Origin of the sequence: Marinobacter sp. CHS3-4 (genome assembly GCF_030053415.1) — a bacterium.
Taxonomy (GTDB): Bacteria; Pseudomonadota; Gammaproteobacteria; order Pseudomonadales; family Oleiphilaceae; genus Marinobacter.
The window spans coordinates 1,089,030-1,112,158 of record NZ_JASGBJ010000001.1 but is presented as its reverse complement, the minus strand read 5'-3'; the positions used below and the strand labels follow the sequence as shown (position 1 = coordinate 1,112,158).

The 23,129-nt window shown below is 54.3% G+C and carries 23 protein-coding genes; 7 read left to right on the top strand and 16 right to left on the bottom strand.

Translation table 11 applies throughout. The annotated features are described in order from the left end of the window. Positions 1 to 43 precede the first annotated feature (43 nt). Entirely contained in the window at positions 44 to 619 is a 576-nt protein-coding gene (locus QLQ17_RS05130; RefSeq protein WP_283208464.1) for an NnrU family protein, read from the top strand. On the opposite strand, the gene QLQ17_RS05125 is transcribed toward QLQ17_RS05130, so the two are convergent. The 5 genes from QLQ17_RS05125 to QLQ17_RS05105 all read right to left on the bottom strand — a co-directional run bounded on the left by QLQ17_RS05125 (position 616) and on the right by QLQ17_RS05105 (position 5,683). Continuing rightward, positions 616 to 1,800, bottom strand: a complete 1,185-nt coding sequence (locus QLQ17_RS05125) for an NAD(P)/FAD-dependent oxidoreductase (RefSeq protein WP_283208463.1) — start codon at positions 1,798 to 1,800, stop codon at positions 616 to 618. The genes QLQ17_RS05130 and QLQ17_RS05125 overlap by 4 nt on opposite strands. 95 nt (positions 1,801 to 1,895) lie before the next feature. Then, complete coding sequence (trxC, locus tag QLQ17_RS05120; protein ID WP_283208462.1) at positions 1,896 to 2,339, bottom strand: thioredoxin TrxC; 444 nt, start codon at positions 2,337 to 2,339, stop codon at positions 1,896 to 1,898. A 146-nt stretch (positions 2,340 to 2,485) separates the two neighbouring features. Next, complete coding sequence (locus QLQ17_RS05115) at positions 2,486 to 3,100, bottom strand: PEP-CTERM sorting domain-containing protein (RefSeq protein WP_283208461.1); 615 nt, start codon at positions 3,098 to 3,100, stop codon at positions 2,486 to 2,488. Positions 3,101 to 3,266: 166 nt separating this feature from the next. Next, positions 3,267 to 4,406 (bottom strand): alanine racemase, encoded by a 1,140-nt coding sequence (locus QLQ17_RS05110; RefSeq protein WP_283208460.1) that lies wholly within the window; start codon positions 4,404 to 4,406, stop codon positions 3,267 to 3,269. Continuing rightward, positions 4,406 to 5,683 (bottom strand): D-arabinono-1,4-lactone oxidase, encoded by a 1,278-nt coding sequence (locus tag QLQ17_RS05105; protein ID WP_283208459.1) that lies wholly within the window; start codon positions 5,681 to 5,683, stop codon positions 4,406 to 4,408. Before QLQ17_RS05105 ends, QLQ17_RS05110 begins: the two co-directional genes overlap by 1 nt. Before the next feature lie 117 nt (positions 5,684 to 5,800). On the opposite strand from QLQ17_RS05105, the gene QLQ17_RS05100 reads away from it, so the two are divergent. Then, positions 5,801 to 7,099, top strand: coding sequence for a hypothetical protein (locus tag QLQ17_RS05100; protein ID WP_283208458.1), 1,299 nt, complete (start codon positions 5,801 to 5,803; stop codon positions 7,097 to 7,099). A 264-nt stretch (positions 7,100 to 7,363) separates the two neighbouring features. Here the strand turns inward: QLQ17_RS05100 and QLQ17_RS05095 are convergent, their stop codons facing one another. Beyond that, positions 7,364 to 7,819, bottom strand: a complete 456-nt coding sequence (locus QLQ17_RS05095; RefSeq protein WP_283208457.1) for a metallophosphoesterase family protein — start codon at positions 7,817 to 7,819, stop codon at positions 7,364 to 7,366. Positions 7,820 to 7,964: 145 nt separating this feature from the next. Here QLQ17_RS05095 and QLQ17_RS05090 point away from each other — a divergent pair, with 145 nt between their 5' ends. After that, on the top strand, positions 7,965 to 8,408 hold the full coding sequence (locus QLQ17_RS05090) for a YHS domain-containing (seleno)protein (protein ID WP_283208456.1): 444 nt from the start codon (positions 7,965 to 7,967) through the stop codon (positions 8,406 to 8,408). 24 nt (positions 8,409 to 8,432) lie between these two features. Here QLQ17_RS05090 and QLQ17_RS05085 read toward each other — a convergent pair whose 3' ends face one another. From QLQ17_RS05085 to QLQ17_RS05075, 3 genes are all read right to left on the bottom strand, one after another. Continuing rightward, on the bottom strand, positions 8,433 to 8,891 hold the full coding sequence (locus QLQ17_RS05085) for a thiol-disulfide oxidoreductase DCC family protein (protein ID WP_283208455.1): 459 nt from the start codon (positions 8,889 to 8,891) through the stop codon (positions 8,433 to 8,435). 115 nt (positions 8,892 to 9,006) lie between these two features. Continuing rightward, the gene (locus QLQ17_RS05080) at positions 9,007 to 9,807 is read right to left on the bottom strand and encodes a substrate-binding periplasmic protein (protein ID WP_283208454.1); all 801 of its coding nucleotides are present in this window, start codon (positions 9,805 to 9,807) and stop codon (positions 9,007 to 9,009) included. A gap of 160 nt (positions 9,808 to 9,967) precedes the next feature. Continuing rightward, positions 9,968 to 11,263 carry a mechanosensitive ion channel family protein gene (locus QLQ17_RS05075; RefSeq protein ID WP_283208453.1) on the bottom strand — a complete coding sequence of 432 codons (1,296 nt, stop codon included), beginning with the start codon at positions 11,261 to 11,263 and terminating at the stop codon, positions 9,968 to 9,970. A gap of 165 nt (positions 11,264 to 11,428) precedes the next feature. Between QLQ17_RS05075 and tenA the strand changes: the two genes are divergently transcribed. Continuing rightward, positions 11,429 to 12,097 (top strand): thiaminase II, encoded by a 669-nt coding sequence (gene tenA / locus QLQ17_RS05070; protein WP_283208452.1) that lies wholly within the window; start codon positions 11,429 to 11,431, stop codon positions 12,095 to 12,097. A 237-nt stretch (positions 12,098 to 12,334) separates the two neighbouring features. Here tenA and QLQ17_RS05065 read toward each other — a convergent pair whose 3' ends face one another. The 3 genes from QLQ17_RS05065 to QLQ17_RS05055 form a co-directional block, all read right to left on the bottom strand. After that, positions 12,335 to 12,640, bottom strand: a complete 306-nt coding sequence (locus tag QLQ17_RS05065; RefSeq protein ID WP_283208451.1) for a hypothetical protein — start codon at positions 12,638 to 12,640, stop codon at positions 12,335 to 12,337. A 116-nt stretch (positions 12,641 to 12,756) separates the two neighbouring features. Then, complete coding sequence (locus QLQ17_RS05060) at positions 12,757 to 13,719, bottom strand: hypothetical protein (RefSeq protein ID WP_283208450.1); 963 nt, start codon at positions 13,717 to 13,719, stop codon at positions 12,757 to 12,759. A gap of 159 nt (positions 13,720 to 13,878) precedes the next feature. Continuing rightward, positions 13,879 to 14,733, bottom strand: a complete 855-nt coding sequence (locus QLQ17_RS05055) for a PA4780 family RIO1-like protein kinase (RefSeq protein WP_283208449.1) — start codon at positions 14,731 to 14,733, stop codon at positions 13,879 to 13,881. 178 nt (positions 14,734 to 14,911) lie between these two features. Between QLQ17_RS05055 and QLQ17_RS05050 the strand changes: the two genes are divergently transcribed. Together QLQ17_RS05050 and QLQ17_RS05045 are read left to right on the top strand one after the other, a co-directional pair. Beyond that, a complete protein-coding gene (locus tag QLQ17_RS05050; RefSeq protein WP_283208448.1) occupies positions 14,912 to 15,436 on the top strand; it encodes a retropepsin-like aspartic protease family protein in 525 nt (174 codons plus the stop codon). A gap of 22 nt (positions 15,437 to 15,458) precedes the next feature. Next, complete coding sequence (locus QLQ17_RS05045; RefSeq protein ID WP_283208447.1) at positions 15,459 to 16,442, top strand: ribonuclease Z; 984 nt, start codon at positions 15,459 to 15,461, stop codon at positions 16,440 to 16,442. Here QLQ17_RS05045 and QLQ17_RS05040 read toward each other — a convergent pair. Next, complete coding sequence (locus QLQ17_RS05040) at positions 16,408 to 17,766, bottom strand: S41 family peptidase (RefSeq protein WP_283208446.1); 1,359 nt, start codon at positions 17,764 to 17,766, stop codon at positions 16,408 to 16,410. The two genes, QLQ17_RS05045 and QLQ17_RS05040, sit on opposite strands and share 35 nt — an antisense overlap. Before the next feature lie 68 nt (positions 17,767 to 17,834). Here QLQ17_RS05040 and QLQ17_RS05035 point away from each other — a divergent pair, with 68 nt between their 5' ends. Beyond that, positions 17,835 to 18,617, top strand: coding sequence for a cobalamin-binding protein (locus tag QLQ17_RS05035; protein WP_283208445.1), 783 nt, complete (start codon positions 17,835 to 17,837; stop codon positions 18,615 to 18,617). A gap of 114 nt (positions 18,618 to 18,731) precedes the next feature. On the opposite strand, the gene QLQ17_RS05030 is transcribed toward QLQ17_RS05035, so the two are convergent. From QLQ17_RS05030 to QLQ17_RS05020, 3 genes are all read right to left on the bottom strand, one after another. Next, complete coding sequence (locus tag QLQ17_RS05030; protein ID WP_283208444.1) at positions 18,732 to 19,481, bottom strand: hypothetical protein; 750 nt, start codon at positions 19,479 to 19,481, stop codon at positions 18,732 to 18,734. 604 nt (positions 19,482 to 20,085) lie between these two features. Next, positions 20,086 to 21,066 carry a DUF4365 domain-containing protein gene (locus QLQ17_RS05025; RefSeq protein WP_283208443.1) on the bottom strand — a complete coding sequence of 327 codons (981 nt, stop codon included), beginning with the start codon at positions 21,064 to 21,066 and terminating at the stop codon, positions 20,086 to 20,088. Positions 21,067 to 21,144: 78 nt separating this feature from the next. Then, positions 21,145 to 23,070 carry an ATP-dependent nuclease gene (locus QLQ17_RS05020; protein WP_283208442.1) on the bottom strand — a complete coding sequence of 642 codons (1,926 nt, stop codon included), beginning with the start codon at positions 23,068 to 23,070 and terminating at the stop codon, positions 21,145 to 21,147. Positions 23,071 to 23,129 lie beyond the last annotated feature (59 nt).

Below are 23,129 nucleotides of genomic sequence, written 5' to 3'. Positions count from 1 at the left end.
TAAGCTCTCTAAAATTCGGTCTGGTTGCTACAAGGAATGTGTGATGACGTTATTAATTCTCGGTCTGGTGATATTTCTGGGGGTACACTCGGTCTCGATTTTTGCGGACCCATGGCGCAACCGGATGATAGCCAGACTCGGAGAAGGGCCCTTTAAAGGATTGTATTCCCTGATTGCCCTGCTGGGCCTCATCCTGATTATCTGGGGCTACGGACAGGCCAGGCTTACGCCTGAGGTGCTCTACTCTCCCCCGATGTGGCTGCGGCACGTTGCGTTACTGTTGCTGCTACCGGTATTCCCCTTACTGTTTGCAACCTACCTGCCGGGGCATATCCGCCGGACACTCAAGCACCCCATGTTAATTGCGGTAAAACTGTGGGCACTGGCTCATTTGTTGGCCAATGGCATGCTAGCGGATGTGTTGCTGTTTGGAGGCTTCCTGGCCTGGGCGGTGGCCGACCGTATTTCCCTGAAACGACGCCAGCCCCGCAAGACCCCGGCGTTGCCCGGTACGCCAATGAACGATGCCATCGCGGTGGTCGGCGGACTGATCGTTTACGGCCTGTTTGTGGTCTGGCTGCACCAGGCGCTGATCGGAGTACCCCCGGTGGTAACCTAGGGACTGCATCGGTTGCGAGGGTGGTAACAGCCCCGATGTCGCGCCCGGCGCCCCAGTAATCTCAGAACGCCACGCGTCAAAGGACTGTATGGTTTCACGCGGGAAAAGCTGGAAATAAGTGCGTACTGGGGAGCAAACCAGAGCCAGTGGCGGCCGCGATAGATCGTCAATGAGCGCTGCAGTGAGTGGTCGCTGGACGCTTTATACAATGGGGCCGCCGTACAACGAACCAGAAGACGGGCCGACTCCAGCGCCCAGGTGATACCCACGCCAGCCAGTGGATCAACCGCCACGCCCGCATCCCCCACCAAGGCCAGACCCGGGCCACTGACCGAACGCCACATCGATGCCAATCGCCGTGCCCTCATCAGCGGCGAAACCAGCCGACCGCTGCGCAGATCGGGCGTGCCCATCTGACTCGCGACCATCTCTTCAAGACACTCCTGCTTTCGGCCCCGCCACTGCTGATCGTGAGCCTCCGGCACGTAACAACTAATCAGAGTAAGATCGGGTTCATTGGGGAAAGCGGCAACATACGACTCTCCCCGGCCCACCGACCAGACCTGAACATCAGCGCTCTCACGGGGGGCCAAGCCCTGGTAATAAGCAAAAAAACTGATCCGATCATTACGTGTTCGACGGGGTTTGATGCCCGCCATATGAGTCACTGTTGAATTACGACCGTCGGCAGCAACCAGCAGGCGAGAAGACAGTTCGCACCTGCCATCCGATGAGCTTTCCAAAATCAGACCGGAGAAGCGATCGTCTGCCTGAACCAACTCGCGGATGCGAACTCCGAGGTACAGATCCACGAGGGGGTGATCACTGGCCCGTTGGCGCAAAAGGGGGTCGAGAACTGACCGCTGTATATTGAGACCTTGCCCCTTACCGAGCTGGGGCAGTAAAAACTCGCCCCAGGGCGAGCGGAAACGCATGCCACCGAGAACAGCGCCTTTGTCCAGCAACGTTTGGTAGACCCCCAGGTCCTTGAGCACCGCCACACCACCAGGCTGAACGTAATGGGTACACAAGGGTTTGTAGGCGTCGATCGCGGAGGCCTTTTCAACCAGCGCCACAGACACGCCCGCCCGGGCGTACAACAACGCCGCTGCGCACCCCGCCGAACCTGCGCCCACGATGATCACGTCATAAGACTTTTCCACCAAACTGGTCCCTTCCATGCGCCAATTCTATGCCGTTAACTCCATCAGGGTAACAGCATGTCAGACAAGTTGTTCTTAAAGGGCCGAAAGGACGGAAGGCACACCGACGTCATTCAGTTTCGAATGCCCTTCGACTGCAACCACTGGCTGATCTGCGCACTGTTCATAGCACCACTCTGGCGGGCAATTTCCCGGCCGCCCTGGAACAGAATCATCGTGGGAATGCTGCGAATTCCAAACTGGCTGGACGGCCCAGGCGCCTGTTCGGTGTTGAGTTTGGCAAAGCGAACCTTGCCCCGCCATTCCTTTGCCGCCTGCTCATACTGGGGCGCCATCGCCTTACACGGGCCGCACCAGCTGGCCCAGAAATCCACCAGCACGGGCACATCGCTGCGCCCGGTGTGGGCTGCAAAGGTCTGCTCTGTCAGTTCCAGAACAGAATCCGGCCACAGCGGTTGCTTGCATGCACCACAGTTACCGCCGGCAGAAAGCTTGTCGGCCGGTACACGATTCGTTTTGTGGCAATGGGGACACACAACGTGTCGGATGTCAGTCATGGAAGATCTGCCTCTGAATGAACTAATGGTTCAAATAATCAGGGCACATGGTGGGAAATCAAGCGGGCTAATAGGTTGCGGAACCCCCCTAAACGCCGGCATCAGGGCCGGCCTTTAGGGATTCGGGCACTACGGTAACTCTAGCTTCAGGCAGCTCTGCGCTTGCGCGTGGCACCCAGGCCCAGAAGCCCAAGGCCCAGAAGCGCCAAGGTTCCTGGCTCAGGAACAGAGACAGACGCCAGGGAGACGTTATCGAGAATGATGCCGATGTTGTCTCCGCCATCGTGATTGAAGATTAGCGAATTCGTGGTCAGCGTGGTCACGGTGAAGCTACGGGTGATCGTTTGCCACGGAGCGCTGGCACTCAGATTGAAAGTTTCGTTCAGAAAGCCTCCAAGAGTCACGTCCATCGAATCATTGCTGCCATTGCGCTGGTTGCCAGAAATATCGAAAGCCAGTGTGTACGTACCTGCATCCAGTGAAATCAGATCGGACGTTAAAACGCCTGCATTGCCGGTGGATCCATCCATATCGACACACTTACCTGTTCCGCCAGCGCAGTCGATGTTCCACCCATTGGGGTCAGCAAGCAGATCGACAGTGCCATCTGACACCGACCATTTATCAAAGCTGTTGTAATCCAGCACCGAGTTACCGGCAATGCCCTCGGAATCAAAGTTATCCTGGAAAATAACGGTGGCTTGCGCTCCGAATGACAACAAAGCGCTGGTGAACAGCGACGTTAATAACGGAAGTCTCATCTTTTTAGCCCTTTCTCGAGTTTGTGATTCTATAGAGAGCACGATTCGAGCCAGGCCTGCAAAGCACTGAAATAAAAGGATCTAAATTTTCCCTCCGGCCTCATGTGTAAATATTGTCGACACATAAATGCCTCTCGCAGATCACGATGCCTCACCGACAGGTGAGTTACGACCTGAGGGTCGACCATTGATCGGTAATCTGTCCGTCCTTGTAGACAGTCAGGCACGGAAACTGACTGATCAGAGCTTCAGACTGGGTCGGCCGAAGGACCACATGATCCGGCACGCGGGTTCCCCCCGGAAGGGTGAAACCTTGCTGGTTTGATGACACGCCATAGAAGGGGCTGGTTTTCAGCGTCTCTGGCCAGATCGGTTCCGCCATCCAGTTCCCGCCATAGATAAACGCGATTTGCGGATCAATCAGCCTGAACCGACGAAGCCACTGCGAAAGAACCGGATGCCCGGGCAAACCGTGCGGATGAGACTTCAGCACTGGCGTGACAATAAACATGGCCGGTTTCAAGACCTGATTGCAGGGCTGGTCAAAATGCGACGGCTTGACGACCGCAGAGCCGATGGTCAGGTCGTTTGCGGGACCTGTCTGTGGAAGCATCAATGCCGTAGTTGAACCGCCGGTATTGATGATTTCGCGGCTCTCGACGGGCAACTGCTGAACAAATTCCGCAAGCCGTTCCTGAGCCCGGCGCTGCGCGGTGTCGCCCTTCCCCAGAATCGCCGGCAAGGCATTAACGTGGGCCTCGTAGCCCATCAGGCCTCTGACCGTGAGCGGGCTGCTGTTTTCAAGCGCCCGCGTCAGAGCCGACGGCTCGGCAAAGCCTCCGCGACCAAGCCCGATATCCACTTCGAACGCTACTTTCAAACCAGCCCCCAAACCTGCCCCCAGGCCTGCCCCGGCCAAGGCGAGCGCCCGGTACTCCGCCAGCCGTTTTTCACTGTCGATCAGCCAGGTCACCCGGGAGGCCTGCGGGCACGCCGCTATAAACCGCTCGGCTTCGCCGACGGGAACCGGCTTGCCCATTAACACATCCGTCTCCGGAAATTGCGCCAGCACCTGTTTCGTCAGTGGCAGGTGAAACGACATGGTGGCCTGCGCCCCCAACCCGGTCATCACCTCCGCCAGCAAAGGATTCGATGGCAGGGACTTGTCAGCAATACGCCGCCGGTAACCCGCCGGTAAATGGTCGTTGAGGTACGACAGGTTCTGACGGAAGGCGTCAAGGTCCAGCACCAGTGCGGGATGCTCTATTCCTGCTTCTTTCAGCGCAACGCCGTAGTTTTTGAACATCATAACCCCAGCAGTTGCTCAATGTAGGGCGAGTTGAACAGCCCTTTAGGGTCCAGCTCGCGACGGGCGGCGACTGCCTCATCAAAACGCGGATACAGCGAGCGTAGCTCCCCAGCGGTCAGCGTGTGGGATTTACCCCAGTGCGGCCGGCCCCCGTATCGCCTGAAGATGGGTTCGACGGCTGCCAGCACTGGGGCAAATGGCTTTGTCGCCTCATGGTGCACAGCAACAGACACCGAGTCACGCTGATAGAACGGTGACAGATACAGGTCATCGGCCCGCACACTGCGTATCTCGATGGGGAAATACACCTCGGGGAAGTTCCGTTCAAGGCAGTCGATCAGCTCACGGATAGCGTCCGGTGCGGCATCTGCAGGCAGGTGGTATTCGGTCTCATTAAAGCGGATGCGGCCCCGGTCGCTGGCAAACGCCTGAAACCAGTCGGCCACGAACTGTTCGCTGCTATGACTGCGCAATGCCGCTGCCAGCACCCTTTTCCTAAGCGGTGGCGCCCACCCCAACAACCGCGCCGCCTGGCGTAGCTGCAGCAGCCCTTTCTGATCGGTGTCCTCCGGCTTATCGGTCACCGGCTGGTCCGTGAGATCGCTCGCCAGCCCAAGGGCATGGCCGGAGTGCAGAATGTAGAAAAACTCCACGTGCCTCGCCGCCGACATCTGCTCTGAAAAGTCGCTCAACAGCTCTTCCAGGCTGATGCGGAACCGCCGTTTCGACAGCCGGTACGTCGGCACCAGGGACATCACCACCTCGGCAAGAATGCCCCCGGTTCCAAGGCCCACCGCCATGGCCCGGAACAGCTCTTCGTCCAGGTCACGACGCAACCGCCGACGCTGGCCCTGACCATCAATCAGGACCATTTCTTCGAGCATGGCCGAGTAGCAGGGCAATGTCTGCCCGGTACCGTGTGTTGCCGTTGCAAGCGCACCGCCCAGCGCCTGGGCATCGATGTCCCCCATGTTATCAAGGGCCAGCCCCATTCGGTTCAGTTGCGGCGTCAGCTCATGGAGCCGAACGCCAGCCCCGATTCGGGCTGAACGTGGCGCGCCGGCTTCCGCAGACACATGATTCAGGTTATTCAGGCACAGGTGGGATCCGCTGTTAACCTCCAGCAAAGGCGAAAAGGAGTGCCCCGCACCACGCACCCTGACCGGGCGCTGGGACTCTGCCACCGTGTCAGCCAAATGCTGTTCGCTATCAATCTGCACCGTGGCATCTGGCGAGGCCTGGACATTCCCTGCCCAATTATTCCAAGGGGTCATTCTGGTTTCCTTCTAGAGTCATCCATCTGGAGGTATCATGCTAGCCGGAAATTTGGCACCAACCAAAACTAAGATTCTGGTTTAACCAGGCTGTCATCATCGGATGGACCCACCACAATGACGCATTCCAATTGGCAAAGCCGCAAGGGCTGGGAATCCCCTCGCATTCGGTCTGATCGCAAACGCACGCTGTTGCTGACTTGGGTTATGGCCCTGATGTGGAACGCCATAAGCACGCCTCTACTCTGGACGCTGCCAAAGGCCCTGGATGAAAACCTGTGGCTGATTTTAATGGTCGTTGCATTTCCCGCCGTGGGCCTGGGGCTTCTGTGGAAAGCCGTCAGCATGACCCGGGAGTATCGTCACTATGGCACGGTCGAGCTGGTGATGGACCCTTATCCGGCGGCCATTGGTGGCCAGATGGGTGGCACGATCCTGGTGCCGAGACTAGGGGTCCAGGAACTCGCAGCATCCGGGGCAGAAGTCTCCGTGACACTGGAATGCATTTACACCTATGTCTCCGGATCTGGCAAGAACCGCACTCGCAAAGAGCGGATACTCTGGGCGGAGCGCGGTACTCCGAAAATCGAGACAGCCGGGCAAGGTGTGCGCTTGGCCTTTCGATTTGACCTGCCGGGAGACTTGCCAGAAGCGGATATTGAACGGTCCAGCCGGTACCATTTCTGGCGCCTGTCCGTGAAAGCGGATATTGAGGGCGTCGACCTGGAGCGCCAGTACGACATTCCGGCATTCCAAGGAGATGCCCGCTCTCACAATGTCGAGCATGACATCAGTACCCAGGTACGCGACCAGCGCAATAAAGAATCTCAAGCCGCCAAAGAAGCCATACAGTCTGGGCAGCTAGATCTGCCAGGTCTTTCCCGTGCCATGCACTACCAGGATTATGGCCATCAGATAAAAATGCGTTTCCCTATGTTCCGCAACAAGATGCTGAGCGTGTTTGCCTGGATCTTTGCAGGCGGCTTCGGGTTTGCCAGCACAATGATGCTGACAATCGCTTTTTCAGGCGGGGCCTTTGGCGTGTTTGTGGGTCTGTTCAGCGTTCCCTTTGTGCTGGTCGCAATCGCTGCAGGCGCTGCCGCTTTGTACCTACCCTTCAACCGCCTTATCGTCCGCATTGACCGGCAGGGAATTCGTACCTTGAGAAGCTGGCTCTACCTGCCTGTGCTCAGCCGCAAGCTGGCCATGGATCAGATTGGGCACCTAACCATCAAACGCACGGGCAGCACGGGACAAGGCGTGGACAAAGTGGAACACTTCAAGATTATTGCGGTTGATAACGAGCAAAAGAAGGTGACCATCGCCGAAGACCTTGATGGCAAGGACGTTGCCCAACACTTCTGCGATTACCTGGCCGAGCGAATCGGGGTATCCGCAAGAAAGATGACTTCCTAGCCTGGCTCGACGCGTGGATCGTGTTAGAAAACACGAGGCTCACGGGGACCAGGATTTTGCTCCTTAAAACAGGTCCAAATCCAAAGCGATACACCTTAGGAATGCTGTAAGGCGCCAATGGTGCCATCTCCAGACTGGAACGGCGCCGGAGCAATCCGAGCTGGGGAACCCTGAACAAATATGCCGCAGCCTGTGGGTTTCGGGTGAAGCTGGAAGTGGTTGAAGACGTAAGGTCATCGGGCTAGGCCGCAGATTTCCAGGTGATCAAACCGGCAACTCAATAATCTTACCCACCACACCGCCTTCACTCACCTGCAGCCGCCCCACTGTGATCGGCAGCGTAAAACGCCGTGGGCCGGCACCACCGGGATTGAAATACAGCACATCGCCAATCCATTCGTTGCGGGGTTTGTGGGAGTGGCCGGCAATGACCACGCGGTAACGACTTTGCGGATCGACATCGAGGGTTTTGACGTCGTGAAGCATGTAAAAGGCGTGGCCGAGGAATTCAAATTCCTGAACGTCGGGCAGTGTCGCTGCGCGGCCGGTTTTATCGATATTGCCTCGGATTGCAATCACAGGAGCGATGGCCTCCAACGCGTATAGAACCTCGTCCCGGCCCACGTCACCGGCATGGAGGATCAGTTCCGAGCCCTTCAACATGTCCAGGGCCTCGGGGCGCATCTTGCTGTGGGTATCTGCGATTACACCGATTTGCATGCTTCAGCTCCTTCTTTTCATCCAGGCCCCATCAAGCCTCTATCACCGCGGACCAGCCAGCCCGAACGCGCTTCCCGGTCAATACTGGCTACCATCGTGAAACAAATCCACCGTCCGGGTGTCTACAAACCGAGGAGAACACACCATGAAAAGACAACTGCTACTCATCACCTTCGCACTGTTTGTTACTGCCGGCGCGTGGGCTTCGGAACCGGCTGTTTACACCGGCCTGCTCAGCAACACTGGAGCAGGCGGCTACGACACCGTCAGCTATTTTGAAACAGGGGAACCCACCAAAGGCTCAAGCGAATACAAAACCGAACACCGGGGCGTGACCTGGCGATTTGCGAGCGCAGAGAACCTTGCCCTATTTGAAGCCAGCCCGGACCGCTTTGTTCCCGCCTATGGCGGCTATTGCGCCTGGGCTGTCGCCCAAGGCTATCTTGCGAAGGGCGACCCAGAACATTGGGCCATTCGGGATGACCGCTTGTATCTGAACTACAACAAGTCCGTTCAGGACCGGTGGCTGAAAGACACTGACGGTTTCATTCGGCAAGCCGACACGAACTGGCCAAACGTTCTGGAATAACCGAAACCGCTCGGGACCTCCGCATTACCACGTCTCTCTGTCTTCCGCGCTTTCCTCGGCTTCAACCTCGGCCTTGCGCGCTTCGATGTCTCTCTGCTTTTCCTTTGAATCAGGCATGCGCCCGGTTCTCTCCAGCCGCTCGCCCACCCATTTGTGGTAAAGCTTCGCCAGCGTCGGCCGAATAACCGGCAGACCAATCAGCCAGGCCAGAGGTTTCAGTAGCCAGACCCGTGACATCAAAAGGATGTAGGCATCCAGTTCCCGATGGATGTTGCCCTCGCCATCCTCCACGTGAAGCTCCTGAAGCGCGGCTACCGGGTCTATACCAAGTTCCTTCAACTCATCGTCACGACCGGTGATATCAACCCACTCCACCGATTCGCCGGTCCTGCCCGCAAGTCGCTCGTAAAGCCTGCGGTCTTTGACACAGCTCGGGCAGGCGCCATCGTAGAACACGCGAAGCTGATCGCCTGGTGCCGTCATAGCCCTCTCCCTTCGTTGCATCACGCTTACTTGAATACACGATAAAACAATGTCTGGTGTCGGGAAAATAACTCCGTCGAGGTTAGATTGTTATACCTGTCTCTGGTGCTGGCCGTCACAGCGTGTAGTTATCAAAAATCTTACGAATTTCACCCGACTTGATCATCTGATAGATCTGGGAATCAAAGGACTGCATGAAATCGAGCAAGAAGGGCCAATCACCGCTTTCCCTGGCCGTTTTTGAAAATCCGATATAGACCGGATCCGTCCCGACTACCGCACCCACTTCATATTTTACATCCTGAAGCCTGTAGTACGTTTCCGATGCATATATCTGCTTTGTCAGGAGCTGAAAGGCGTTCTCTTCCATCATAATGCAGTCGACTCGCCCTTTAAGCAGCATCATGACGTTCTGTGCGGCGCCGTTGGCAGTTTCATATTGGATTTTGCCTTCATCAACCAGCTGTCTGAACGCCTGACCACCCCAGCCATCAAATCCGGCGACATTGCTGATGCGCAGGCCAACGTAGTCATACGGCCAGTCAGGCCGGGGCTGTTTGAGCACCTTCTGGTCGCAGATGGCAAGAATGGTTTCGGTGTAAAACGACAACGAGTAGGGATAGAGATAAGGCCAGTCGTGGCCATGAAAGAAAACCGGAGCCAGCCCTATGCCTTCGCCCTGCTCCATGATGCGCTGGCCACGTTTCCAGGGAATGGGAGTAAGCGTGACATCGTAGCCTTCCATCCTGGAAAAGGCGGTGCGAAGGATGTCGATGTAGACCCCTTTGGCTTCTCCTTTTTCATCACCGTAGGAGAAAGGCTCATAGGCGCTGTCTACATATATCTCGACTTCCTGCCTGTTTGCATAGGCGACCGACAGGCAAAACATCAAAGCCACCCCAAAAACGTATTTCATACCTCCTACCCCGGAAAAGACAGAATAAGTAGAGAAGATAGTCCAATTGTGCCGACCATGGGCCCTGTTGCGAGGGTTCACACTCATTAAGGCGAAGTAGTTCAGAAAATCGGTCTGATGACCTCTGCCGCTGAGCAGTTTTGTTAAGCGGCCAACGGGATCATTTCGCCGGCATTTCCTTGATGTACACGTCCTGCTGCGGGAACGGAATGGTGATGCCTTCCTGCTTGAACCGGCGCCAGATCTCCAGGCTGATGTCCGAGCGCACGCTGCCGAAACCGGCTTCCGGGTCTGCGACCCAGACCCGAACTTCCAGGTGAATGCCATGGTCGCCGAAGTTTGTTAGCCGGCAGGCCGGCTCTGGCTCCGAAATCACGCGCGGATGTTCCTGAGCGATCTCCAGCATGATGGCCATGGCACGCTCCACGTCATCACTGTAGCTGACCGACACCGGGATCTTCAGGCGCACGTTGGGGTCGGAATATGACCAGTTAATTACCTCCGTGGTGATCAGGTTTTCGTTGGGAATGAGCGTATCCACGCCGTCGCGATTACGCACCACCAGATAGCGCGCATGCAGTGCGACCACCCAGCCGAACTTCTCGCCGATGCTGATCACATCACCGGGGCGGATCGAGCGGTCGAACACCAGAATAAAACCGCTGATGAAGTTGCTGGCAATACGCTGCAGGCCGAAGCCCAGCCCCACGCCCAGGGCGCCGCCGAACACCGCGAGCGTCGTCAGATCAATACCGACCAGATTAAGCACCGACAGAGCCGCAACGGTGATCAGCACCAGTTTGCTGACCTTGGCTAACCCCACAGCCGCGCCGGCGCTGAGATACGGCAACTTGGACAGCCGCCGATCGATCATGCCCGACAGCCAGATGGCAACCACCAGTAAAAGCCCCAGCAACACCAGCAGTTTGATGACCGCCAACAGCGTGATGCGCAGCTCTCCCACGGAGATGGCGAGGCTGTCCATGGCGGCCAGCAAGCCGGGCAGCAACCCCAACAAATACAAGCCCACCACGAGCCAGATGAAGGTACTGATGAAATTTTCCGACGCTTTGACCAGAGGGCCGCTTCGCATGCCCTTGCGCAACATATACACCAGGGTGCGAATCAGGGCGGACGAGATCAGCAGCGGAACCGCCAGATCCAGGGCCCAGTGCGGCTGATCCAGCGCAGCGAGCAACGGCCGCCCCAGCAGAACCACCAGCAACATTGAAAGGGGGAAGGCCAGGCGCTGGATGGTGCGTTGCGTGATGTGTCGCACGCCCTGGGTGTCACCCGCCGTATGCCTGGCGATGTAGCGATTCAGAAAGAACGCGGCCAACCCTGCAAACAGGAGGACCGCTACCTGCGGGATCACATCCGACACGCGTATTTCCTGCAGGGCCACCAGCCAATCCTGCCAGTTTTCCACCATCAGCCACTCCCGAGCAATCAGCAACAGGCCGCCCCTGGCAGCAATCAGCCTCTCATTAGTATAGAAGCCAAACCGCTTACTTCCACGGTATAGTGCCGCCCTGAATTATCCCCAGCGCATCGTCCGCATATCGGGGTTCACCGTGCGGCCAGAGAGAGCCTGGAAAAAAGTCCAAGTTGGAGCAACGGAATGGCCTATCAGTTTGAAGACCTCAAAAAAGCCTGCCCTCAAGAGTGGCAAGACTACATTCAACACAGCTTCGTTACTCAGCTGGGCGATGCCACGCTGGCTGCGGACGCATTTCAGCATTACCTCAAACAGGATTATCTGTTCCTGATACAGTTTGCCCGCGCCTTTGCGCTGGCCGCCTACAAAAGCCCCACCCTGGCCGATATGCGCCAGGCCAAGGATGGCATGCAGGCCATCCTGGATACCGAACTGAGCTTGCATATCGACTTCTGCAAGGACTGGGGTATCTCGGAGGACGAACTGGCCAAGCTCCCTGAAGCCCGCGCCACACTGGCCTACACCCGATACGTTCTCGACACCGGCAACCGCGGCGACCTGCTGGACCTGCACGTCGCCCTGTCACCCTGCATGGTCGGCTATGGTGAAATCGCCAACTGGCTGAACCACCGCAGCGAGACCATTCGTGGCGAATCCAATCCCTACGACGCCTGGATCGCGATGTATGAAAGCGACGAATTCCAGGAAGCCATGCACGCAGAAATTCGCTGGCTGGATGACCGACTCGCCGAGGTATCCCCCTCCCGATTCGAACAACTCACCCGAATTTTCCGGGACGCCACGCGGCTGGAGATCGACTTCTGGGAAATGGGGCTCACACTAAGCGACTAAACACCCTTATTTTGTTCCAACAAAAACGAGAGCACCTGTGACAATATCCCTGAATGCCTCGGCGGCATAGGTAGCATGGACAATGCTGTTACTTCTGATCACCATCGGCTAACGCGGCTTTATGGTACTCACCTCGAAACGCTAGGCAGATGCCTGGACACGCGGCCGTAATCCGGAGGACAGCCCGCTCTTCAAGCGCGCAGAGGATGCCAAAAGGCAAGTTCGCCGACGGTGCCATCAGCTTTCCGGCAAAGTGGAAATACCGTCGATCTCGGTCACCGTTTTGGCATCCGCCCGCTCAATGATTTTAAGCAGGGTGGATTGAATCGTTTCGTCTTCCCGGGCATCACCCCCGCTTACAAACTTTTGCTCCTGGGGATCCGCGCCCTCTTCCTCGGTATATGCGATAACAACCTCGCTGGCTGAATCTGGCGTTTTGCCAGCGTACGCTTTACCAAAGTACTCCAGCGAAACCAACGGATAGCCGTGGAAGCCCTTCTTAACCTGCTTCGCAATTCGCTTCTTTGCTTTATCCACGTTCATATTTAGGGCCTGTCACCGAGGTTTGCATCTGAGTGCACATCAGCACCCAGTCGATACCTTTCGCCAATCCTATGCCGTTAAATCCGTCAAAAATAGATCTGTCCCGGTAATTCGCATCAACGGCCGTTCTCAATTTTATAGGAAATGCCTGCAAAGGTTTTACCGTTAGCCGTCAAGAATGCTTTGTGAACGCCAAGAGGATCGCCTTCGTCAATGACAAAATGCACGACAACCGTCTCTTCGTAAGAACGCATGGGAACGACAATGGAGTTATCACTGGCATCAAATTCAACGCCCTCAGGTACGACGGCTGGGCGAGTCGGGAATACCAGCTTCATTTGATAGGGCGTGTCCTGTGTAAAGTCAGTTTTCACCTTCCAAACATAGGTTTGTCTGTCCTTGTAAGGTATGGAATTGGTCTCTTTTCTACGATTATCACCATCCATACTGATGCTTCCGAGCCCGAACCAGGACTCGTAAACGTGGTTATCCTGATTGACAGGCTTCATGCCTTTCTTCCATAAGACGGTCTGACCAGAAACATCTGGTTCACTGCGGACGTAAATGCGACCCTCGACCTTATCTGTGGCAAACGCATACAGGCGAAAACCGTCCCCCTCATTTATTTTTTGTGCACCATAGGTTTCAATCAAACCGTCAAAATAGGCAAGCTGCCTGGCATTTACCTTCTCAACCATTTCTTCGGTCAGATGCTCTTTTTTTGGACCTACCCAGCCACCAACACCATGTTCCATCTGTACAAGCTGACCCCCGCTAAACCTGTAACGATATTGATGCCCCACAACGCCGAAAGGTGAAAAGGTTGTTTCGTACCTCTCTAACTCTACGGCATCATTCAACAGCCTGGCGTCACCTGAGGAAAACAAACTGTCGATCACAACGTTTCTGGACTCGCCCAGTGAAAATCGATATTCGTCTTTTCCCTCTGCAAACGAGGCCGCTGAGAGCGCCAATAGAACAATTAGGCAGGTCAGTAGTTCTATGAAATGCCGGTCTGGCGAATCCACATTTCTCACATCATCATCCTCAAATCGCCTGAGTTCACTCCAGAACTCCAAGGGCCGGTTTTTCCTTGAATTGCCGGGCAGGATGCCTGAACCCCGGGTTGTGAGCCAGGAACCAGAACACGTTAGATGAGGATAGGTGGGCCTTTAGGAGCGAGAAGGGTCGCTGAACAGTATAGTGCCCCCATGACCTATCCCCAGCGCCCCGGTTTTCTAGTCATCGTCGTCATCACGCAGGCGCTCCTGCCGCTCAGACTCTTCTTCCTTTGCGGCATCTATCACAGCCATCAGCTCATCCACGTCCGCGCTTTGCGTGGCGTGCTCGAAACAGCCGGTGAGCCTGCTTTCCGGGTGCAGGTCGCCGCTCTCGTACAGGGCCCAGATTTCCTTGCCGTAGTCGGTCTTCAGAAGCTCCGGGGCAAACTTGCCGAAATATCGGCGCATGTTATCCACATCCCGCTCCAGCATTCGCTCGGCGCTGTTGTTGCCGGCGGCGTTGACCGCCTGGGGCAGGTCGATAATCACCGGGCCCTGGCCGTCCAAAAGCACATTGAACTCTGACAGGTCGCCGTGAATCAGCCCGGCGTCGAGCATCCGCACCACTTCGGCAATGATCCGGGCGTAGTAATCCCGGGCCTGATCCGGTGTCAGGGCAACCTCATCCAGCCGCGGCGCGGCATTGCCCTGATCATCGGCAACCAATTCCATCAGCAGAACTCCGTCCACAAAACCGAAGGGTTCCGGGACCCGCACACCCGCCTCAGCCAGGCGATAAAGGGCATCCACTTCGGCATTCAGCCAGGCACTTTCCTGCTCTTTCTGACCGTAACGGGTTTTCTTGCCCATGGCCCGAGCGCGGCGGCTATTGCGAACCTTCCGCCCCTCCTGATATTCCACGGCCTGCTTGAAGCTGCGTTTCCTGGCCTCCTTGAATACCTTGGCGCAGCGCACCTGGTCTCCACAGCGAACCACATAGACCTGCGCTTCCTTCCCGCTCATCAACTGGTAAAGCACTTCATCCACCATGCCATCATCAACAAGCGGCTGTAATCTCTCAGGTACTCGCATAAAATCCTTTGAAGTTTTTCTTAGGTAAAGAAACGCCGATCAAAAATAGGCCTGTCCCGAGTCTGAGCGGTCAAGATCCTCCAGTCAAAAGCCATAACAACAAGCCAGCTCACTGTTCTATCACTCCGAATGCGTTACAGTTGAACTCGTTTGGCGGCGACCCACAACAAGGAATGGGATGAGTAAATCTGGCATCAGCTCTGAAATCCGGTACTTACTTTACTTCGGCGCGTTTTTCGTTGTGTTTATTGCCGGTGTGTCGTATTTCATCAGCGGCTGGGATTCGCGAAAAACCAACCCAAACCAGCAACTGGTCAGTCAAACCCGCGACGGCTCCACTGAAATTGAACTACAGGCCAACCGCCAGGGCCATTATCTGGCAAACGGCACCATCAACAACCAGAACGTCACCTTCATCCTGGATACCGGCGCCACGACCGTGTCTGTCTCAGAATCTGTCGCCCAAAAAGCAGGCCTTGCCCGGGAACAGCGCGGCCGTGCACGCACCGCGGCTGGCACAGTCGAGGTGTGGAGCACCACCATTGACGAACTCCGCCTGGGCGATATGACGTTCAAAAATGTACCCGGCACCATCAACCCCGACATGGACCCCGATATGGTGTTGCTGGGAATGAGCGTGCTTGGACAGCTCGACTTCTCCCAACAGTCGGGCGTTCTAACCCTGAGCCAGCAAAAACGCTGACGAAATACGGTAAAGAGAAACCATGGAATTCACTTTCCTGGGCACATCCGCCGGAACCCCCACACGGTCACGCAACGTAACCGGCCTGGCCCTGTGCCACTCCGGCCCCAAACCCTGGTACCTGGTGGACTGTGGCGAAGGCACGCAGCACCAGTTGATGCGTACTCGCTACTCGGTGATGCAGTTGCGGGCCATATTCATCACCCACATCCACGGCGACCACACCTTCGGTTTGCCGGGACTGCTCACCAGTGCCTCCATGCTCGGCCGTACGGAGCCCCTTGATATCATCGCCCCCATCCAGGTGCAGCACCTGATCACCGCAGTGATGGATAACAGCGACTCCACCCTGGGCTACCCCCTGAACTTCATAGACTCCGAAGCGCCCGACTTCCACTGGCAGGATGAGCAATTCAGCGTGAGTGCCGTACCGCTATCCCATCGCGTTTCCTGTCGCGCTTATGTGTTCACCGAAACGAGGCTGGAGCGCCAACTGCTGCAGGCCAAACTCCGCAAGGATGGTATCGAGCCCGGCCCCTCTTGGGGTGAATTGCAGCATGGGAACAATGTTCAGCTGGATGATGGCCGCCTGCTCAGAAGTGACGATTACACACAGATTTCGCGCACCGCCCGCCGCCTGATTGTCGCCGGCGACAACGACACCCCGTCCCTGCTGGCCGAGGCCTGCGAAGGCGCCCATGTTTTGATCCACGAGGCCACCTATACCCAGGACGTGGCCGACCGCGTCGGATCATGGCCCCAACACAGCTCCGCGGAACAGGTGGCCAAATTTGCTCAGCAGGCACAGCTTCCCAACCTGGTGCTGACTCACTTCAGCTCCCGTTACCAGTCGGGGCCCGGCGGCGCGCCTCATATCAATCAACTGGCGGCCGAAGCCATGCAACACTACCAGGGCCAGTTGTTCCTCGCTCGGGATTTCGATACCTACCGGCTGGCGAAGGATTTATCGCTTAGCTGCGTGACAACCGAAAGCACAACGCCATGACCCGCTCCAGCATCGGGTCTTTGCCTTCCTCGCGCCCTTTTCGGCCAAGGTACTTGAGGCGAATGTGTGGCGGGATGCCGACATCTTCGTAAATCTCCCCGTCGTAAGCCCGGTAGATTTCATTGGACAAGGTCAGGTGCCAGCCATTTGGCAGATGGCGCTCGAGCGTGTCGGAAAGGATGCCCTGGGTAGGCTCGCCAATCAGGGTAAGACGGGGATGCTGCAGCAAAGAGAGCACGAAGATTTCTGCGGCACTGGCCGTCAGCTCGCTTGTCAGCACAAACAGGTTGCCCTGGTATGTCTCATCGGCAGGCGTGACATAGACAGACTGCTTTCCGGTGAATCCATTGCCATGACGGGCTGACTTGGTGAAAGCCAGCCGTTTGCGATCCATCAGATACGCGGCAAAGCGCAGTGCGACCCCATCGTAGCCCCCACCATTGTTGCGAAGATCGATCACCAGATTGGGGAGTTCGCCAACATCGGCCAGCACCCTCTTCATCACATTGTCGACCGCATTGAGATCCGCAGCCGGTTTGCCTGACTTGCCACTTTGCCCGGCCATGGCACGAATGTTCAGGTAACCGATTTGGTCATTAAGCCGCCCCCACTCCACCAGCCGGTTGCCGCCACGGCTAACGGCGCCCGAAAGATAATCTTCATGGATCAAGTCACGCGCCGACTCGTTGATCTCGCCCAGGTAGCTGGTGAGCTCCCGGTCATCATTGGCCTCTTCAAGTTCCCGTGTCAGCCGCCTGAAGAGCGCCGGCTCGGCACCTGCCCGGTAATGACCCAAGGGTGAATGCAGGCGAATATGGCCATCCTTCAGGGGCCGTAGCATCGCAACCATGATGGCAAAGAGCGTTTCCTGTGATGGGTTCGCGTTAATCTGGGAAAGATAGTGCTGATGCGCCTGGTCCCAGGCCACACCTTTGAGTTCAAACAGGGCGTATTGCTCGTGAAAGGTTCGCCAGAAAACGTCAAAGTTGTATTGCGGATCCTTTGGCCTGTGCCTGTGACTTTCAGTGACACTGGCGGGCATTCCTTTCAGGCGGCGGAAGCTGATGCGTGCTACGCCCGTTACCCGATGGGCACTGAACGCCTGGCCACCCGGGGATACCGCCACATCTTCGTAATAGTGATCGAGTTCTTCAATACTGCCCTCATGAATCTTGAGACAGCTGATGCTGGTTTCTTCAAAAAGGGTGTACCCATCTTCCTCAATCAGCAACACAGTGCCGTAACCCTGGGAGCGCCAGACACCCTGCAGGCTTGCAAAATCAGGACTGGAAACAGAACTGCCACGGCGTTGGGCGAGTTTCATAAAGGACTCCAGATCCATTACGGTTGTTGTCAGACCTCAGCTTACAGTCACCAGTGTAGAATGGCCCCATGAATTATCCCCAGCGCATCGTCTGCCTTACCGAAGAAACCACCGAGACCCTCTACTCCATCGGCGCCGAAGACCGCATTGTTGGCATATCCGGGTTCACCGTGCGGCCAGAGCGAGCCCGAAAGGAAAAGCCCAAAGTGTCTGCCTTCACCTCCGCCAAGATCGGGCGAATACTGGACCTGAAGCCGGACCTGGTGGTGGGGTTTTCCGACATGCAGGCAGACATTGCCGCCGAACTGGTGCGCAGCGGTGTGGCCGTGCATATGTTCAACCAGCGCACCGTGGCCGGCATCCTCTCCATGATCCGAACCCTCGGCGGCATGCTGGGCCTGGCCGAGCAAACCGACGCCTACGCGCAAACCCTGTTCGATAGGGTTGAAACAATAAGGGCGGAGAGAAGCGCAAGACCCAACCGACCTCGAGTTTACTTCGAAGAATGGGGCGACCCCATGATCACCGGCATCGGCTGGGTGTCCGAGCTGATCGGCATTGCTGGCGGCGAGGATATCTTTCCAGAAAAGGCCGCGGAACCCGGCGCCCGGGAACGCATCATCGAAAACCCCGAGGACGTCATCACCCGGCAACCGGATATCATCATCGGTTCCTGGTGCGGAAGGAAGTTTCGCCCTGAGCAGGTGACCGAGCGCCCCGGTTGGGCGGATATACCCGCGGTGCGGAATAACCACCTTTACGAGATCAAGTCACCGCTGATCCTTCAGCCAGGGCCGGCTGCGCTGACGGATGGGTTGGATGCGTTGTGCGGGATTATTGATCGCGTGTGAACGGCCGAAAATTGGGAACAATCACGATGGCATTTGTTGACACTAGCTCTGGGACATGAAGTGGGCCGAAAAATAAATCTGTCCCGGTGTTTCTTTGTCAGCTTAATGCGCCTCTTAACTCGCTATTCTCGATTCCACCATACTTCTAAGATTGATCAAATAATTGGTCATACTATCGGCCACCTGCCTAACTTCGTCGTCGCTGAACTGGATTGCCGATCCCGAGAGGCTAGGCTTTAGAGTTCTTGGCTTCGCACCAGAAACTTGACGAACCAACCTTTCATTGATTCTTGAAGAATCATGCACGATCACATGCCTTCCCGCTTGGGCCATAATAATGTTATTGACGTCGATATTTTTATCGATTGTAAACCCAAAATATGTCTTAAATGCTCTACCTATACTCTTCATATCCTGAAACGATAAGTCGTTTTTTTCAGCAACAAAATTTCCAAGATATTCTTTGATCTCACCATCGAATTCGAGAAGCTGAGAGACCGATATTTTTAACTCCTCATTACGCAACTCTTTAGAATCGCCATTTTGAGCCAAATCATTGATACCTTGTCTAAATATATCTGAAATAGACGAAGCAAAGACAGAAACTAGGAGAACAATACATTGATTGTATATAACTTGATATTGTGGCTTTAAAGAATCGTTACTCCTGATATTCTCAAGCATTTGAAGCGTATTTTCAGCCAATAGTCTTGGATTCTCAATTTTATGCGCCCTGCGCAATCTGTCTTGCAGATCCTTTACCCCGCTTATCGCAAAATTCAAGACGACTCGATCAAAGCTCATCAACTTAAAAATATTATCAACGTTCTTCTTAAACGTGGCTTCTATACGTTCGTAATCCACAATTTCTCCTTGAAGGTTCAAGTCCTAAAGGTATGAGGCACGATAAAGAAGAAGTCATAGAAAGAAGTTCCGATGGTCACTGCACACGTATTAAATCGACCTGTCGATTTTGTTAGCAGAATTGAGGCGTTGCTCGAGAACAATCACCATCACTTGCTCCCCCACCAAGTAAAAAACTGATGGCGCCTGCAATTAACACAGTCACAAATGCGTATTGAGCTGCCTTAATTGCGAAACTTCCTACCGTTGGTGCTTCTTCGTTTTCCTTGGGCTCTTTATTTCGTGAACCAAAAAGTACGCTGAACCAAACTACATAGATAATCCCGAATGCCGGGAGTGGGTAACTTGATATTAGTATAACTGATATCGGCACCAATAAGAGTGCAGCAATACCGATCAGAAAGCTCCATTCCTCCCAAACAATAGCGGACCATAAGAAATATGCTATTCCTAGACCGAACACTATTTGTAGGATTTCTATCAATGTCATTTTTTATAGGGGCCGATTTAGAGATTAACATCTGAGTTTACCGGCATTCGAGCCTATGCATGTTTTTACATTAGCAAAATTGATAGCTTGTCGAATGTCCGGTGCGACAATTTGTTAGTCACTGAGGGTGCCATGCCTCTGACTAAAAATTGAAATCTTGGCAAAACGCCGCTCGTCAGAAGGCGCATAAAACATTCGAACAAAACGATCACAGGCAACACTAACCTGGTACTCATCTCGCTCAAATAGCTGATCCTCAACCTCACGGATGTAGCGGATCAATTCTCGTCCCCTCGATGTGAGCGGGGAGAGGAACGAAGGCAACATCTGCCGCTCATTCCAATCTATCAGGTAGTCGGAATAGTCAACCTGAACAAGATTCTGAGCCATCAAAAAGCGCACATAACTGTTAAGGAACTCGTGAGTCTCGAAATTAACACCTACTCCCAATTCTGAGTTTGTAGCCGCTAGATTGTACTCAGCGAGATCAAGCGGAATCTGCATATCGAAGAATGAGTGGCGACATAAATTCGTCAAGGAATGAACAAAGATTTCAAAGAAGCTAACCGGAAACGATCCATCCCAATGTCTCGTCTCAACCATTTCCTTGAGCAACTCCGGCATCTCAAGAAAAGCGTCAGGATCTATCGACGGAAGTTGGAACAAATCCTCTTTCGAAGCGCTATTCAAGCAATTTTTCTTAAAGACTGGAATATAGTTGAAGGTCCGCTCTCGTTCGGGGATCGATAGGTAGTAGCGCGCATCAGAAAAATAGACCTTATCCGATTCGGGGTCGTGAAGCATGACAACGACTGGCAACGGAAAGGTTTCCCAGTAATGCCTATGTGCCTCTTTTGGGTAGAAGGCATAATGATCGCCTTTGTCATTTAGATAGGACTTTCCGGACTTGGCTTGGACGGCGATCAGTTTTCCCAACGCTTGGTCTCCCGATACAAGCTCGATCTGCGCGTCGATGCCGACATCGGAATTTGGAGTCTCTCGAAAAATCAATCCCAAGGACGTAACTTGTGCAGCAATCGAGAACACACCCGCACGCTCGGTGAAATCCGTGGGCCTGTATTTTGGCAATTCCATTTCAATAAGTACCTAACTCTATGGTTTTCGACAGGTTTGGCACCGCAACGAAAAGAGAAAATTGCTTATTAGCTGCCGTCAAACCGTATCATTCCGAAACTGTTCCAAACCTTCAAGAAGTGATCGGAGCTCCTGCATGATTTCACTCTGCTGCATGCTACTCACAACGGATAGCGGAGTTAGAGCGATCCCATATTCCTCTTGTAGTTTCGCATTAAGTAATGAAAAGACGTGCTTCCCGGGTAACATGGCCAACCTTTTGTCCCACTCAGACCAATCAGCTTCGAATTGCTCAATCAATTTCTGGCTAATGGTTGCTGAGTCGCGGTGGGGGTTTTCTGCCTTTATGAACTCGCCTTGCCGCGACAAGTACTGTGCTTGGACTTTGCTTCGGAGTGTGTCGGCTATTTCGTTCATCCACTCTTCGAAGTCTCCAGCAAACGTTTTCTTTTCCCCAGAGCGAAGCGCTTTCTCGCTTACGCGCTTATCAGCGGCACGGGCTAACGCCGAGGGTATCAGCAGAAAATTTTCAATCTCTTTACACTCATGGATATGGGCAAATGATGAAAATTCTTCAAAGTCAGCCAGAAGCTTCGCGACCTCGCCTTGAGGGCGGTAGTCCCGATCGAATACGATCGCTTTGGCGATTTTTGTTCCGAGTGTCAACTCTATTCCTTCCGCAAAATTCTTCACTTTTTGCGGGTTAAAGCCCTCTGCTGGTATTACGGCGAAGTCTGATCGATTAGCTAAGGCATCCATTCCAAGTTTTCTAGCAAACGCTGCTAATAACTGAAAGTCCTTGCCTTCGACGAATACCGCCCGTCGGGACTTCGCTAGCTGTGTGAGAGTGGGGTTTAGATTCGATCCAAGGGCACCAAAGATAGGCTGAAGCTGCGATGCGTTTTTGATTCTTTTCGCGCTTTTGCCCCGCTTGTTTACTACTAAAAGATCATTCGGGTCTGCTTCCGTAATGATCTCCGTTGAGTGAGTAGCAATCAGCACATCTGGCGCAACTTGACGAAGGATCTCCAACAACTGACGTTGCAGATCTGAGTGAAGATAGATATCCGGCTCGTCAATGATCAGAAGCGATGCGTCTTTGTTTCTGACGATAAAGGTCAGCATTTGGCACCATACTTGAAAACCAAAGCCTGCCCAGAAGATTTCGCGAGGATACCTCGCCTCTGGGCAGAACATGTGTAGCACTGGTTTATCGTGGCTTCGGTCTACTTCCGGTCTTTCAATGTCCATTCCTGGCCATGTTTGCAATATCAATTTTCTGAACTCGTCAAACTCTTCCGGATAGTGATACCAAATGTTTCTAAAATTTCGCGAAGCACGATGTGTCAGAAGCGCTAACCTCGCAGCCTCGAGCTGGTAGAGAGGTTCGTTGTGTTCAACCGGCCCTAGGATCGGGACCATTCCTATTGAGCAATCGAATGCCTTCTTGAACTTGGCTGGAGAATCAACAGGCTTGCCTACTGTTTCTGCAATCATGTAACAGACATCATTCTCTGGAAATATCAACTTGAGCTTATTCTTCGAGACTAGATGGAACTCTATGATTGCCGGTTCGCTTTCGTCGTAATTCGTAAAAATGTTCTCGGTTGCAACTGGGAGGTCTTCGAGAGGAACAATGTATCCAGATGCAGCCACTGCAGGATGGTTGATGTAGCCAGGCTTTCTCGAACGGGCCTTTCGTATTCCTTCGCTTAGAATTCGAAATGCACTTACGATCGTAGATTTTCCCGCATTGTTTGGTCCAACAATTACATTGAAATCGGACAGTGTCACAGAGTAACGCTTCAGAGCCTTGTAATTCCGAAATTGAACTCTCGTAAATCGATCCTGCATATGAGTACCAAAAGCATTTAACAGCAACAAAACCGAATGCTGTAATAGTGCGGCAAGCTGACTTGCTCCATAATCTGATGAAAGTAGGAGTAGCCACAAGCTCAGTTCATTAGAAAACAAAAGCTTAGATGAGAGATGGTGATGACGCACGGAATATCCTGACTTCTTCAATACTGAATATCGAAGAAGTCAGGAAATGACACCTTGTT

What these genes read in the sequence shown, in the direction of transcription:
- QLQ17_RS05130 (WP_283208464.1), top strand. Translation starts at nt 44, where the DNA reads ATGACGTTATTAATTCTCGGTCTGGTGATATTTCTGGGGGTACACTCG.
- QLQ17_RS05125 (WP_283208463.1), bottom strand. Translation starts at nt 1,800, where the DNA reads ATGGAAGGGACCAGTTTGGTGGAAAAGTCTTATGACGTGATCATCGTG.
- trxC (WP_283208462.1), bottom strand. Translation starts at nt 2,339, where the DNA reads ATGACTGACATCCGACACGTTGTGTGTCCCCATTGCCACAAAACGAAT.
- QLQ17_RS05115 (WP_283208461.1), bottom strand. Translation starts at nt 3,100, where the DNA reads ATGAGACTTCCGTTATTAACGTCGCTGTTCACCAGCGCTTTGTTGTCA.
- QLQ17_RS05110 (WP_283208460.1), bottom strand. Translation starts at nt 4,406, where the DNA reads ATGTTCAAAAACTACGGCGTTGCGCTGAAAGAAGCAGGAATAGAGCAT.
- QLQ17_RS05105 (WP_283208459.1), bottom strand. Translation starts at nt 5,683, where the DNA reads ATGACCCCTTGGAATAATTGGGCAGGGAATGTCCAGGCCTCGCCAGAT.
- QLQ17_RS05100 (WP_283208458.1), top strand. Translation starts at nt 5,801, where the DNA reads ATGACGCATTCCAATTGGCAAAGCCGCAAGGGCTGGGAATCCCCTCGC.
- QLQ17_RS05095 (WP_283208457.1), bottom strand. Translation starts at nt 7,819, where the DNA reads ATGCAAATCGGTGTAATCGCAGATACCCACAGCAAGATGCGCCCCGAG.
- QLQ17_RS05090 (WP_283208456.1), top strand. Translation starts at nt 7,965, where the DNA reads ATGAAAAGACAACTGCTACTCATCACCTTCGCACTGTTTGTTACTGCC.
- QLQ17_RS05085 (WP_283208455.1), bottom strand. Translation starts at nt 8,891, where the DNA reads ATGACGGCACCAGGCGATCAGCTTCGCGTGTTCTACGATGGCGCCTGC.
- QLQ17_RS05080 (WP_283208454.1), bottom strand. Translation starts at nt 9,807, where the DNA reads ATGAAATACGTTTTTGGGGTGGCTTTGATGTTTTGCCTGTCGGTCGCC.
- tenA (WP_283208452.1), top strand. Translation starts at nt 11,429, where the DNA reads ATGGCCTATCAGTTTGAAGACCTCAAAAAAGCCTGCCCTCAAGAGTGG.
- QLQ17_RS05065 (WP_283208451.1), bottom strand. Translation starts at nt 12,640, where the DNA reads ATGAACGTGGATAAAGCAAAGAAGCGAATTGCGAAGCAGGTTAAGAAG.
- QLQ17_RS05055 (WP_283208449.1), bottom strand. Translation starts at nt 14,733, where the DNA reads ATGCGAGTACCTGAGAGATTACAGCCGCTTGTTGATGATGGCATGGTG.
- QLQ17_RS05050 (WP_283208448.1), top strand. Translation starts at nt 14,912, where the DNA reads ATGAGTAAATCTGGCATCAGCTCTGAAATCCGGTACTTACTTTACTTC.
- QLQ17_RS05045 (WP_283208447.1), top strand. Translation starts at nt 15,459, where the DNA reads ATGGAATTCACTTTCCTGGGCACATCCGCCGGAACCCCCACACGGTCA.
- QLQ17_RS05040 (WP_283208446.1), bottom strand. Translation starts at nt 17,766, where the DNA reads ATGAAACTCGCCCAACGCCGTGGCAGTTCTGTTTCCAGTCCTGATTTT.
- QLQ17_RS05035 (WP_283208445.1), top strand. Translation starts at nt 17,835, where the DNA reads ATGAATTATCCCCAGCGCATCGTCTGCCTTACCGAAGAAACCACCGAG.
- QLQ17_RS05025 (WP_283208443.1), bottom strand. Translation starts at nt 21,066, where the DNA reads ATGGAATTGCCAAAATACAGGCCCACGGATTTCACCGAGCGTGCGGGT.